Origin of the sequence: Klebsiella sp. WP3-W18-ESBL-02 (assembly GCF_014168815.1) — a bacterium.
In the GTDB taxonomy this organism is placed as follows: Bacteria; Pseudomonadota; Gammaproteobacteria; order Enterobacterales; family Enterobacteriaceae; genus Kluyvera; species Kluyvera ascorbata_B.
In genome coordinates this window covers 1,591,442-1,605,037 of record NZ_AP021972.1, presented here as the reverse complement: position 1 = coordinate 1,605,037, position 13,596 = coordinate 1,591,442, and the positions used below count along the sequence as shown (strand labels likewise).

Sequence of the window (13,596 nt, the reverse complement as noted above, 5' to 3'; positions counted from 1 at the left end):
ATTAGCGGTCCACGTCTGACATAACAAAATCAATACTACCCAGGTAGACGATAAGGTCTGATACCAGGCTGCCACGGATCGCCGACGGAATCTGCTGCAAGTGCGCATAGCTCGGCGTACGGATACGGGTGCGGTAGCTCATGGTGCTGCCGTCGCTGGTCAGGTAGTAACTGTTAATACCCTTGGTCGCTTCCACCATCTGGAAGGACTCCTGCGCCGGCATAACCGGGCCCCAGGAAACCTGCAGGAAGTGGGTGATCAGGGTTTCAATGTGCTGCAGCGTGCGCTCTTTCGGCGGCGGCGTGGTCAGCGGGTGATCCGCTTTGAACGGGCCTTCCGGCATGTTGTCGAGGCACTGCTGAAGAATGCGCAGACTCTGGCGCAGCTCTTCCACTTTCAGCATCACGCGGGTGTAGCAGTCAGAAACGCCACCGCCGGTCGGGATTTCAAAGTCGAAGTTTTCATAGCCAGAATACGGACGCCATTTACGCACGTCGAAGCCGATACCGGTGGCGCGCAGGCCAGCACCGGTGGTGCCCCACTCCAGCGCTTCTTTTGCGGTATAAGCCGCAACGCCGACGGAGCGGCCTTTCAGAATGGTGTTACGCAGCGCGGCTTTCTCGTAGGAGTCCAGACGCTTCGGCATCCACTCGAGGAATTCACGCAGCAGACGATCCCAGCCGCGCGGCAGGTCGTGCGCCACGCCGCCGATACGGAACCAGGCCGGGTGCATACGGAAACCGGTAATCGCTTCGACCAGATCATAGATTTTCTGACGGTCGGTAAAGGCGAAGAAGACCGGCGTCATCGCGCCGACGTCCTGAATAAACGTCGAAATGTACAGCAGGTGGCTGTTGATGCGGAACAGTTCGGAGAGCATCACGCGAATAACGTTTACGCGGTCCGGCACGGTGATCCCGGCCAGTTTTTCTACCGTCAGCACGTACGGCATTTCGTTCACGCAGCCGCCGAGGTACTCGATACGGTCGGTGTACGGAATGTAGCTGTGCCAGGACTGACGCTCGCCCATCTTCTCGGCACCACGGTGGTGATAGCCGATGTCCGGTACGCAGTCGACAATCTCTTCGCCATCAAGCTGCAGAATAATACGGAATGCACCGTGCGCAGACGGGTGGTTCGGGCCGAGGTTGAGGAACATGAAGTCCTCGTTTTCGGTCCCGCGCTTCATGCCCCACTCTTCCGGTTTGAAGGTCAGCGCTTCCATTTCCAGATCCTGCTTGGCTTTGGTCAGCTCAAACGGGTCGAATTCGGTGGCGCGCGCCGGGTAGTCTTTACGCAGCGGGTGGCCTTCCCAGGTCGACGGCATCATGATGCGGCGCAGGTTAGGGTGGCCGTTGAAGGTAATGCCGAACATTTCCCAGGTTTCACGCTCGTACCAGTTGGCGTTCGGGAAAAGTTTGGTCAGCGTTGGCACGTTCAGGTCGTTTTCAGACAAAGCCACCTTGAGCATGATATCGCGATTGCGGTCTATTGAGATCAGGTGGTAGAAAACGGAAAAGTCCGCGGCCGGTAAACCGTCGCGGTGGGTACGTAAGCGTTCATCCATGCCGTGCAGGTCAAACAGCATCACATAAGGCTTCGGCAACTTCTTGAGGAAGTCGACGATCTCCAGCAGCTGCTCGCGCTTAACCCAAACGACAGGAACCCCGGTGCGGGTGGCCTGAACGGTAAATGCATCCGGCCCAAAACGGTTGCGCAGTTCGCCGATGACCGGATCATCAAGGTGATCGCGGGTTTGCCATGCGGCCGCTTCTTGCGCGGTTAAATCGGTCATATTGTTCACCATTGCAAAAGGTCCGTGGTGACTGCCGGAGGTGGCCTTCGCGCTGTTGTATGTTGATTTGCGAAGTCAAAAGATGCCACCGCCCGCAGGCGCAAATTAAATCTCGTCTGGCGTGCGCAGATTCGTCACTGCAATGCGTTCGCCGCGTTTACGCTCGCGTTCCGACTGCATATTGGCGCGGTACACGCCCTGATCGCCAACGACCCATGACAGCGGGCGACGTTCTTTACCGATGGACTCCTGCAACAGCATCAGCGCCTGCATATAGGCTTCTGGACGCGGCGGGCAGCCCGGAATATACACGTCAACCGGGATAAACTTATCGACGCCTTGCACCACGGAATAGATATCGTACATGCCGCCGGAGTTGGCGCAGGCACCCATCGAGATAACCCACTTCGGTTCCAGCATCTGGTCATACAGGCGCTGAATGACCGGGGCCATTTTGGTAAAGCAGGTACCGGCCACCACCATCAGGTCAGCCTGACGCGGGGAAGCGCGCAGTACTTCCGCACCAAAACGCGCAACGTCATGCACCGCAGTGAATGACGTCACCATTTCTACGTAGCAGCAAGAAAGGCCGAAGTTGTAGGGCCAGATTGAGTTCTTACGACCCCAGTTGACCATGTCGTGCAGCGCGTGTTCGAGTTTCCCCATGTACACGCTTTTGTTCACCTCTTGCTCCAGGGGGTCGGTCACGATCTCCTGCTTTTGCAGAGGGTAACGGTCGTTCTCACCGTTAGGATCTATGCGGGTGAGCGTATAATCCATCTTATTGCCTCGCTTTTACTGCGTATTACGGTTAGTGACGCTGTCGTTTTCCGGGTTTACCAGCGTGCGGCGAGAACGCGCAGGCGTCCAATCGAGCGCGCCAATGCGAACGAGGTAAACCAGACCGGCCAGCAGCACAAATATGAAAATGGCGGCTTCGATAAAGCCAACCCAACCGCTCTCGCGAATGGACGTTGACCAGGCGTACAGGTAAAGCGCTTCGACGTCGAAGATGACGAAGAACATGGCGACCAGATAGAACTTGGCCGACAGGCGCAGTCGTGCGGAGCCAACGGAGTCGATGCCCGATTCAAACGGGGTGTTTTTGCTACGCGCGCGCGCGCGACCGCCAAGGTACCAGCCGCCGATGAGCATCAGGCAGCAGAGGCCAATGGCAATGATCAGAAAGATAGCGAATGCCCAGTGATGAGCGATGATTTCAGTGGATGTTGACATACGCAAAGCTTACCAAATTAGTAGCTTACCCTGCTCTGCTCTTACCGGCAGATGGACGCTACATCGATTCATGGGGAGGATTAAAAAACCTACAAACAGCCCAATTGGAACGCCAGACCGCAAAATGTTGAGGTTTTTTACTCCTTTCTATAACCTTTTGTCAACTTTAACAAAAGTTTCCTCACATTAATTTACATCAAAGTCATTTCATTAACATTACGTGCCCTTTGATTCTATTCACCTCAGTAGACCTTAAGGTTTATCGGTTGGTGAATCGTGTCCGTTTTGTAGCAATGACAGGAATTACCCCTCTATTTTGACAGGAATTACTAACGATTCCTCCCCCCCATGAGGGGTATTTTCTTGATCTAAGACACGCTTTTGTTAATTCGCCCTGTAAAACGGCAACAATCTATCCGTTTTTTTAACATTAGCAGGAGATATGGCATTGCGTTTGCCATGGGTAGGTATGAATAGAAAAATAATTCTAATTACATGATTATTATCACATTAATAAATTTATTTTTTCGGTCCTGGCGAAAAAACGCAAAAAAAGAACCGCAAACTGGTTTTATATCGTCTACGATTCTTTTTTGCACTTACATTTTGTTACTACTTTTCAACCGGAATGTTAATCAATGTCCCTTTCAAATATAAGGGGATTATCTCCCTCTTCCGGCGTATACACACCCGTCTGTGGCCAGGCGTCGTGCCGCGGTTCTTGCGACTCAAAAATCATCTGCGCTAGCTCGTTGCCGCTTTCCGCGTTATAGCTCAGCATGTATTCGGTTTCCGGCAGATCCGGCATCCCTTCCCCTTTCCCCAACGCGCGCAGATCGGGGCTCATCATTTCTACCGGGCGCGCCGTCACGCCAAGCCCAGCCTTCACCGCCGCGCGAACGGCCGAGAGCGACGACGCAACGTAGGCTAAACGCCACGGCATTCCGGCGGCATCAAGCGTCTTGAGGATGGTGTCGCGGAACGGGCTTGGATCGTCGAGCAGCACCAGAGGCATCGGCTCTTCGGGGCGCAGCGTAAACTCCGCAGCACAGTACCAAAGCGTAGGCGAGGTCCGCAGTACCGTCGAGGCAAAACCTTCCAGCGGGTGCGACGTTAACGCCAGGTCCACTTCTTGATTCTTAAGCATATCGGCCATCACGCAGTGACGTTTTACCCGCACGTCAAGCGCCAGCTTAGGATACGCCGAGCTAATGCGGTTTAATAAAAACGGCAGAATGGTGTCCGCAGATTCGTCGGATGACCCCAGCGTCAGTTGACCCTGTAGCGGGTTAAACATTAGCGACGTGCATGCTTCATCGTTAAATCGCAGAATTTTTCGCGCATAGCCCAGCAGTTGAATACCGTGCTCCGTTAACAGCTTATTTCGCCCATGACGGGCAAAAAGCTCCTTTCCTACCAGCTGCTCCAGGCGCTGCATCTGCTGGCTTACGGCGGATTGGGTACGGCACACCGCGGCAGCAGCGGCGGCAAAGGTGCTCAGATCGGCAACAGCAACAAAGGTTCTCAGCAGATCGAGGTCGAGATTCAGTATCGGACGATTAGCATTTATCATATTAATCCACTTACAGGTGCGGAAACCGACCTGCCTTATTGATGCTGCACTCAAAAATTTCAGGCTAATCCTTTAAACATCTTTCACCAATCTCTGACGAATGACTGCCCGACGAGTGTCAGTATTAAGGAAGGTGCGAACAAGTCCCTGATATGAGATCATGTTTGTCATCTGGAGCCATGGAACAGGGTTCATCATGAGTCATCAACTCACCTTCGCCGACAGTGAATTCAGCAGTAAGCGCCGTCAGACCAGAAAAGAGATTTTCTTGTCCCGCATGGAGCAGATTCTGCCATGGCAAAACATGGTGGAAGTCATCGAGCCGTTTTACCCCAAGGCTGGTAATGGCCGGCGACCTTATCCGCTGGAAACCATGCTACGCATTCACTGCATGCAGCATTGGTACAACCTGAGCGATGGCGCGATGGAAGATGCTCTGTACGAAATCGCCTCCATGCGTCTGTTTGCCCGGTTATCCCTGGATAGCGCCTTGCCTGACCGCACCACCATCATGAATTTCCGCCACCTGCTGGAGCAGCATCAACTGGCCCGCCAATTGTTCAAGACCATCAATCGCTGGCTGGCCGAAGCAGGCGTCATGATGACTCAAGGCACCTTGGTCGATGCCACCATCATTGAGGCACCCAGCTCGACCAAGAACAAAGAGCAGCAACGCGATCCGGAGATGCATCAGACCAAGAAAGGCAATCAGTGGCACTTTGGCATGAAGGCCCACATTGGTGTCGATGCCAAGAGTGGCCTGACCCACAGCCTGGTCACCACCGCGGCCAACGAGCATGACCTCAATCAGCTGGGTAATCTGCTTCATGGAGAGGAGCAATTTGTCTCAGCCGATGCCGGCTACCAAGGGGCGCCACAGCGCGAGGAGCTGGCCGAGGTGGATGTGGACTGGCTGATCGCCGAGCGCCCCGGCAAGGTAAGAACCTTGAAACAGCATCCACGCAAGAACAAAACGGCCATCAACATCGAATACATGAAAGCCAGCATCCGGGCCAAGGTGGAGCACCCATTTCGCATCATCAAGCGACAGTTCGGCTTCGTGAAAGCCAGATACAAGGGGTTGCTGAAAAACGATAACCAACTGGCGATGTTATTCACGCTGGCCAACCTGTTTCGGGCGGACCAAATGATACGTCAGTGGGAGAGATCTCACTAAAAACTGGGAATAACGCCTTAAATGGCGAAGAAACGGTCTAAATAGGCTGATTCAAGGCATTTACGGGAGAAAAAATCGGCTCAAACATGAAGAAATGAAATGGCTGAGTCAGCCGAGAAGAATTTCCCCGCTTATTCGCACCTTCCCTAACAAATCACATTCATTACTTTTCAAAATATAAAAAAATATTAATCTTTGCGAAGAGTCACCATTAACATCAGCTTCACAAAAATGGGTATCATGCCTAATCCTTATTTGCTGAGATTTTATTTAAAATTAAAATCGTTGAAGGATGATTAAAGTATATCCAGGCAAATGAATCTTAAGCTAAATCATTTCTTTTTTATCAGACGTAAACACCACACCTAGACCAGATAGCGGTAGATTGAACTGCAAAGCAATAAATTAACAAAAGATCGCACAAAGAGACACGTCATTCCTTAGTAAAAAACATTGTCCCGGCATCAAGGAATGAACGAAATCTTCTACTGCTAACCCTTCAAAACGACGGGGATGGGGAGTACATTGTTCGGTGCTGACTTCCACGGCAGGGAGTGGCGATAACAGCTAAAAAGGTCAAAGATTCATGTCCCCCATCGAAAAATCCAGCAAGTTAGACAACGTTTGTTACGACATTCGTGGCCCGGTTCTTAAAGAGGCCAAACGCCTTGAAGAAGAAGGCAACAAGGTTCTTAAACTGAATATCGGCAACCCGGCTCCTTTCGGGTTTGACGCGCCGGATGAAATTCTGGTCGACGTGATCCGCAACCTGCCGACGGCGCAGGGCTACTGCGACTCCAAAGGCCTTTACTCCGCGCGTAAAGCGATCATGCAGCACTACCAGGCGCGCGGCATGCGCGACGTGACGGTAGAAGATATTTACATTGGCAACGGCGTTTCCGAGCTTATCGTGCAGGCCATGCAGGCGCTGCTCAACAGCGGTGACGAAATGCTGGTGCCGGCTCCCGACTACCCGCTGTGGACAGCGGCGGTGTCGTTATCCAGCGGTAAAGCGGTGCACTATCTGTGCGACGAGTCCGCCGACTGGTTCCCGGATCTCGACGATATCCGGGCCAAAATCACGCCGCGCACCCGCGGTATCGTGATCATCAACCCGAACAACCCGACCGGCGCGGTGTACTCGAAAGAGTTGCTGATGGAGATCGTGGAAATTGCCCGCGAGCACAACCTGATCATCTTTGCCGACGAAATCTACGACAAGATCCTGTATGACGCCGCGCAGCACCATTCGATCGCCGCGCTGGCGCCGGATCTGCTGACCGTGACCTTTAACGGCCTGTCCAAAACCTACCGCGTCGCTGGCTTCCGTCAGGGCTGGATGGTGCTGAACGGGCCAAAGAAACACGCCAAAGGCTATATTGAAGGGCTGGAAATGTTGGCTTCAATGCGCCTGTGCGCCAACGTTCCGGCGCAGCACGCCATCCAGACCGCGCTCGGTGGCTATCAAAGCATCAGCGAGTTTATTACGCCCGGCGGGCGTCTGTACGAACAGCGCAACCGCGCATGGGAGCTGATCAACGAGATCCCGGGCGTTTCCTGCGTCAAACCGCAGGGCGCGCTGTATATGTTCCCGAAAATAGACGCGAAACGTTTTAATATCCACGACGATCAGCGCATGGTGCTGGACTTCCTGCTCCAGGAGAAAGTGCTGCTGGTTCAGGGCACCGCCTTCAACTGGCCGTGGCCGGATCACGTGCGTATCGTTACCCTGCCGCGTGAAGACGATCTGGAAATGGCCATCACCCGCTTTGGCCGCTTCCTGTCGGGTTATCACCAGCTGTAATCGTGTCCAGGCCGTCGGCATTTGCATCCGACGGCCATCTCTGCGCACAATGCCTTTACCACAGTTACTGCGTAAGGGTCGCTATGAATCAGAGTCATTTTTTTGCCCACCTTTCCCGCCTGAAGTTAATTAATCGCTGGCCGCTGATGCGCAACGTGCGCACCGAAAACGTCTCTGAACACAGCCTCCAGGTCGCAATGGTCGCCCATGCGCTTGCCGCCATTAAAAATCGCAAATTTAACGGCCAGGTCAACGCAGAACGTATTGCCCTGCTGGCGATGTACCACGACGCTTCTGAAGTGTTGACCGGCGATCTTCCTACGCCGGTGAAGTACTTCAATTCGCAGATTGCCCAGGAGTACAAGGCGATAGAAAAAATTGCCCAGCAGAAGCTGATTGAAATGGTGCCGGAGGAGCTGCGCGATATTTTTGCGCCGCTGATCGATGAGCATCAAAGCAGCGACGAAGAGAAAGCAATCGTCAAGCAGGCCGATGCGCTGTGCGCTTATCTGAAGTGTCTGGAAGAGCTGTCGGCCGGCAACAATGAATTTCTGCTGGCCAAAGGTCGTCTGGAGAAAACGCTGGCTTCACGGCGCAGCGAAGAGATGGACTACTTTATGGCGGTGTTCGTGCCAAGCTTCCATCTTTCGCTGGATGAAATAAGTCAGGATTCACCGCTGTAACGCCTCCGGATGGCGCTGCGCTTATCCGGCCTACAGGAAGTGAACCGTAGGCCGGATAAGGCGTTTACGCCGCCATCCGGCATTGCGCGCCTGCCCCTGCGAAAATCGTCAGAACGGGAACAGAATCGGCACCAGCACGACGCAGATAATCATCACCAGCACGGTAAACGGCACGCCTATTTTGACGAAGTCGCTGAAGCTGTATTTCCCCGGTCCCAGAACCAGCGTATTCACCGGCGATGAAACCGGCGTCATAAAGGCCGCCGAAGCGGCCATGGCGACGATCATCGCAAACGGATACGGCGAGACGCCCATCGATTTCGCCGTTGCCAGCGCAATCGGCGCCATCAGGACCGCGGTCGCGGTGTTAGAGATAAACAGGCCAATCGCGGCGCACATCACAAACAGACAGCCCAGCATCAGGTAAGGCCCCTGCCCGCCGCCGATATCCATCAGCCCTTTCACCACCAGATCAACGCCGCCGGTTTTTTGCAGCGCCAGCGCAAACGGCATCATGCCGACGATCAAAATGATGCTCGGCCAGTGAATCGATTTATAGGCGCTTTGAGCATCAATGCAGCGGAATTTGCCCATCAGCAGGCAGGCAATAATCGCCGCAATCGGGTTAGGTATTTCGTCGGTCAGCATCAGCGCCACCATCAACACCAGGCAGAAAATCGCGTGCGGGGCCTGGCTGTGGGCGGGTGAAGCATCGCTGACTTCAACCGGCAGGTTAAGCACGACGAAGTCACGACCGTTTTGCGCCAGATGGCTTATCTGCTTCCAGTTTCCCACCACCAGAACGATATCGCCCAGCTGCAGGGATTCATCGACCACCGAGCCGTCCAGCGCCTCGCCGTCGCGCTTCATGCCTACCACGTTGAGGCCGTAGCGGGTACGGAAGCCCATCTCACGAATGGTTTTGCCAATCAGCTCAGACTCCGGGATAAGCGAGACTTCTGCCATCCCCACGTCCAGCGCCTGATCGGAGAAATACTCGCCGCGCAGCACCATCGGCTCCAGCATTTGCTCGGAACAGAACTGACGCAGGTCGATTTCGGCGGCGGACATGTCAATCAACAGCACGTCGCGGGCGCGGAATTCCGATACCCCGTTAACATTGACGATCACCCGGCGGAAACGCCGCCAGCGCTCGACCCCGATAATGTTAGCACCGTAGCGCTCGCGCAGCTTCATATCGTCCAGACGCTGGCCGATCATCGGCGAGCCGGGGCGAATGGCCAGCCGACGGGCGCGACCGGTTAACCGGTATTCTTTGATTAAATCACGGAAGGTGCTGCGCTTGCGCCCATCGCGCGGCTGGCTGCTGTCGTCGCCCTTGAGCATAAAGCGCATCACCAGCATATAGAGGATACCGAACACCAGCACCACCAGGCCTATCGGCGTGACGCTGAAGAAGCCAAAGCCCTCCAGCCCTTCGCGAATAAGCTCACTGTTGATAACCAGGTTTGGCGGCGTGGCCACCAGCGTCATCATGCCGCTGATAAGACCGGCAAAACTCAGCGGCATCATCAGCCGCGATGGCGAGATATTCATGCGCGCCGAAACGCTTAGCACCACAGGAATAAAGATAGCGACAACGCCGGTCGAACTCATAAATGCCCCGAGTCCGGCGACGGTCAGCATCAGAAATACCAGCATTTTGGTTTCGCTGTTGCCCGCCACCTGCACCAGCCAGGAGCCCATCTTGGTTGCAACCCCGGTGCGGACCAGGCCGTCGCCGATAATAAACAGCGCGGCAATCAAAATAACGTTAGGGTCGCTAAAACCAGAAAAGGCTTCACTAAGGCTAAGCGTGCCGCTGAGCACGAAAGCCACGATAATGCCCAGCGCGATCGCATCCATGCGCACCTTGCCGGTAGCAAAAAGCACCACCGCAATCGCCAGCAGACAGAGCACCCAAATCAGTTCACCGTTCACAGCACATCCTTGTCATCAAATAAGCGGTAAGTTGTTCAAGTAAAAAGCCGTTAACCATAGTGACAGAAAAAAGCCCCAGCAATGTGGGGCTAAATCATAAGATCATGCATTCTGCGAGACGTTGACCAACCCGCTCGGCAGTTTTTCCACACGAAGCGACGCCAGCGTCGATAGCACAAAGTCAACCTGCCGCAGTTCCAGCGTTCCCGTGGGTACGTTCACCGCCGCCACGCGACAGCCTGCTGCCAGGCCAGACTGTACCCCCGCAGGCGCATCTTCAACCACCAGACAGCTCTGCGGCGCCAGCCCCAGTCGCTCGGCACCCAGCAGGTAGGCATCGGGCTGCGGCTTACCCCGCTTCACCTGCTCGGCGGTGACAAACACCGCCGGCATCGGCAGACCGGCCGCACGATGGCGAGCATGTGCCACCGGAATCGATCCGGAAGTGACAATCGCCCATGGAATATGCTGCGCATCGAGCTGGTTCAGCAGCGCCAGCGCGCCGGGCAGCGCGCTGATACCGTCAAGATCGGTGGCTTCTATCTGCTCAAGACGCAGGAATTCCGCCTGAATTTCCGCTTCTGATTTACCCGGCATAAAGTGACGTAGCGTGGTGATGGCCTGCTTGCCATGGATAAAATCCAGCACCGCGTCAGGACTGACGCCGTAGCTTTCGGCCCAGAAACGCCAGGAACGTTCCACCACCGCCAGTGAATCTACCAGCGTACCGTCTAAATCAAACAGGAACCCCTTACACTGCACGGCGGCCTCCATCAGGCATTGATGATCTGATTAATTTCGTTGCTGCTCAGGTGATACTGGCGCGGGCAACCGTGCCAGACGTTCAGCATACGCTGGTATTTGTCCCACATCGGCGTCTGGGCGTTGAAACCGTGGGTGCCGGCATCAAAGTGGGTATAGCGGCCTTCCACGTTCACCATAAAGCGCACGTAGCCAAGGAAACGCGCTTCGGTCGCGGCGTCAAAGCCCAGGAAGGTCACGCGGCGTTCATCAATGGTGTCGGCATCTTTCAGGTTGGTCCAGGAAACGTGCAGCGCGTGGTACATTTCCATAATGTCGATAACGATGCGGCAGGTCTCTTCTTTGAGCTCCCCGAATTCCCTGTCCAGTTCACGCATCTGCAATCCATAACCACGTTCAATAATGGTTTGCAGGCGGCGGTAGCGCTCAGCGTTGTCGGGATCAAGCATAGTCATCATTTTGTACTGATTAGACAAAATCAGACGTTGAGCATGGGTCATTTCCATTTTTCGACTCCTGTTGCGCGTTGCGGCAAAAAAAAAAGACACAAAGTTTGTGTCTTCTTTTATATGCGTTTTTCGCTATCAATTACAAATCATCGAGGAAAGTTTTATCCAGTTGTTTGAAGGCGCGCTTAAGCGTGTCAGCCAGCGCCTGGTAATCAGGCTTACCTTCGACCGGCGACAGCGCCTGCCCGGCTTCCTGTAATTTGCCGCGCACTTCGTAGAACCACTGCAGCGTTGACGGCGGCAGCGGCGTCACGGAACGCTTGCCTAGCCACCACAAACCCTGCATCGGCAGGCTGAGGGCGAACAGCGCGGTCGCTACCGCCGGGCCGAGCTGACCGCCGAGCGCGATTTGCCAGCAGAGCGTAAATATGGCCAGCGGCGGCATGAAACGGATCGCATGGCGCGTCGCGCGAATCACACGGTTCTCAACAAACACCGGCGCAAGACGTTTTTCCAGCGGCCACGTCTTTGCATAGTGCTGCCCCCGGCTAAACAAACTGAAAAAACTGACCGGGCGTTGCTCGGGAGTCGACATGGCTTACCTCAACTTCACGTATAAAATTTAAAATATTTTTTAAAACAACAACTGCGTATGACATCGTTCAAAAAATTTTGGCATACACCCTGCAATCGGGTATTCTGTGCCAGCCTGAGATAGCGCGATCCTATACGCTCCGGCATATCAAATTATCGCATATTCTGCCATTGGCGGAAAATTATGCAAAATGACTTAGAATCAATATGTATTTCTTAGATCATGCCTGAAAAGTGTTCCGGGCATGATGTTAATCATAAATGTCGATGTCATCCTGCGCTACGCTTATGACTCTTTGACGTTTTTTTAGCCACGTATCATAAATAGGTACTTCCATGTCGAGTAAGTTAGTACTGGTTCTGAACTGCGGTAGCTCCTCACTGAAATTTGCCATCATCGATGCAGTCAACGGTGAAGAGTACCTCTCTGGTTTAGCCGAATGTTTCCATCTTCCAGAAGCACGTATCAAGTGGAAAATGGACGGCGGTAAACAAGAAGCGGCTTTAGGTGCAGGCGCCGCTCACAGTGAAGCGCTGAACTTCATCGTTAATACAATTCTGGCACAAAAACCAGAACTGTCTGCTCAGCTGACCGCGATCGGCCACCGTATCGTACACGGCGGCGAGAAGTACACCAGCTCCGTTGTGATCGACGAATCCGTTATCCAGGGTATCAAAGACTCTGCGTCCTTCGCACCGCTGCACAACCCGGCTCACCTGATCGGTATCGCTGAAGCGCTGAAATCCTTCCCTAACCTGAAAGACAAGAACGTTGCCGTGTTCGACACCGCGTTCCATCAGACCATGCCGGAAGAATCTTACCTTTATGCTCTGCCGTACAGCCTGTACAAAGAGCACGGCATCCGTCGCTATGGCGCGCACGGCACCAGCCACTTCTATGTGACTCAGGAAGCCGCTAAAGTACTGAACAAGCCGGTTGAAGAAGTGAACATCATCACTTGTCACCTGGGCAACGGCGGTTCTGTTTCCGCTATCCGTAACGGTAAATGCGTTGATACCTCCATGGGTCTGACCCCGCTGGAAGGTCTGGTGATGGGTACCCGCTCTGGCGACATCGACCCGGCAATCATTTTCCACCTGCATGACACTCTGGGTATGAGCATCGACCAGATCAACAAGATGCTGACCAAAGAGTCCGGTCTGCTGGGTCTGACCGAAGTCACCAGCGACTGCCGTTATGTAGAAGATAACTACAAAGAAAAAGCGGACGCTAAACGTGCAATGGACGTTTACTGCCACCGTCTGGCGAAATACATCGGCTCTTACACTGCGCTGATGGAAGGTCGTCTGGACGCCGTTATCTTCACCGGCGGCATCGGTGAAAACGCTGCAATGGTGCGCGAACTGTCCCTGGGTAAACTGGGCGTTCTGGGCTTCGAAGTTGATCACGAACGTAACCTGGCTGCCCGTTTCGGCAAGTCTGGCTTCATCAACAAAGAAGGCACCCGTCCTGCCATCGTTATCCCGACCAACGAAGAGCTGGTCATTGCACAAGACGCCAACCGTCTGACTGCCTGATATCACACCGCCAGCCTAGCTGGCGGTGCTGTTTTGTATCCCG

General features: G+C 54.1%; 12 protein-coding genes. 4 read left to right on the top strand and 8 right to left on the bottom strand.

Annotated features, from left to right (window positions below):
* Nucleotide 1 precedes the first annotated feature (1 nt).
* The 4 genes from nuoC to lrhA all read right to left on the bottom strand — a co-directional run bounded on the left by nuoC (nt 2) and on the right by lrhA (nt 4,604).
* Nucleotides 2-1,807, bottom strand: a complete 1,806-nt coding sequence (nuoC, locus tag H7R56_RS07655; RefSeq protein ID WP_182928564.1) for an NADH-quinone oxidoreductase subunit C/D — start codon at nt 1,805-1,807, stop codon at nt 2-4.
* A 93-nt stretch (nt 1,808-1,900) separates the two neighbouring features.
* Nucleotides 1,901-2,575: an NADH-quinone oxidoreductase subunit NuoB gene (nuoB, locus tag H7R56_RS07650; RefSeq protein ID WP_002913178.1), complete on the bottom strand. Its 675-nt coding sequence runs from the start codon at nt 2,573-2,575 to the stop codon at nt 1,901-1,903.
* Nucleotides 2,576-2,590: 15 nt separating this feature from the next.
* Entirely contained in the window at nt 2,591-3,037 is a 447-nt protein-coding gene (nuoA, locus tag H7R56_RS07645) for an NADH-quinone oxidoreductase subunit NuoA (RefSeq protein WP_106924274.1), read from the bottom strand.
* 625 nt (nt 3,038-3,662) lie between these two features.
* Entirely contained in the window at nt 3,663-4,604 is a 942-nt protein-coding gene (gene lrhA / locus H7R56_RS07640) for a transcriptional regulator LrhA (protein WP_106924273.1), read from the bottom strand.
* 196 nt (nt 4,605-4,800) lie between these two features.
* On the opposite strand from lrhA, the gene H7R56_RS07635 reads away from it, so the two are divergent.
* The 3 genes from H7R56_RS07635 to yfbR all read left to right on the top strand — a co-directional run bounded on the left by H7R56_RS07635 (nt 4,801) and on the right by yfbR (nt 8,268).
* Complete coding sequence (locus H7R56_RS07635) at nt 4,801-5,781, top strand: IS5-like element IS5 family transposase (RefSeq protein WP_000019402.1); 981 nt, start codon at nt 4,801-4,803, stop codon at nt 5,779-5,781.
* A 586-nt stretch (nt 5,782-6,367) separates the two neighbouring features.
* Complete coding sequence (gene alaA / locus H7R56_RS07630) at nt 6,368-7,585, top strand: alanine transaminase AlaA (protein WP_106924272.1); 1,218 nt, start codon at nt 6,368-6,370, stop codon at nt 7,583-7,585.
* Between the two features lie 83 nt (nt 7,586-7,668).
* Nucleotides 7,669-8,268 (top strand): 5'-deoxynucleotidase, encoded by a 600-nt coding sequence (gene yfbR / locus H7R56_RS07625; protein ID WP_106924271.1) that lies wholly within the window; start codon nt 7,669-7,671, stop codon nt 8,266-8,268.
* A gap of 108 nt (nt 8,269-8,376) precedes the next feature.
* Here yfbR and H7R56_RS07620 read toward each other — a convergent pair whose 3' ends face one another.
* The 4 genes from H7R56_RS07620 to yfbV form a co-directional block, all read right to left on the bottom strand.
* Nucleotides 8,377-10,209: an SLC13 family permease gene (locus H7R56_RS07620; protein ID WP_106924270.1), complete on the bottom strand. Its 1,833-nt coding sequence runs from the start codon at nt 10,207-10,209 to the stop codon at nt 8,377-8,379.
* 102 nt (nt 10,210-10,311) lie between these two features.
* Nucleotides 10,312-10,971 (bottom strand): sugar phosphatase, encoded by a 660-nt coding sequence (locus H7R56_RS07615; protein WP_106924439.1) that lies wholly within the window; start codon nt 10,969-10,971, stop codon nt 10,312-10,314.
* An 11-nt stretch (nt 10,972-10,982) separates the two neighbouring features.
* Entirely contained in the window at nt 10,983-11,477 is a 495-nt protein-coding gene (locus tag H7R56_RS07610) for a YfbU family protein (RefSeq protein WP_035892491.1), read from the bottom strand.
* Nucleotides 11,478-11,559: 82 nt separating this feature from the next.
* Nucleotides 11,560-12,015, bottom strand: a complete 456-nt coding sequence (gene yfbV, locus H7R56_RS07605) for a terminus macrodomain insulation protein YfbV (RefSeq protein ID WP_106924269.1) — start codon at nt 12,013-12,015, stop codon at nt 11,560-11,562.
* A 335-nt stretch (nt 12,016-12,350) separates the two neighbouring features.
* Between yfbV and ackA the strand changes: the two genes are divergently transcribed.
* A complete protein-coding gene (gene ackA / locus H7R56_RS07600; protein WP_106924268.1) occupies nt 12,351-13,553 on the top strand; it encodes an acetate kinase in 1,203 nt (400 codons plus the stop codon).
* The last annotated feature ends 43 nt before the right edge of the window (nt 13,554-13,596 follow it).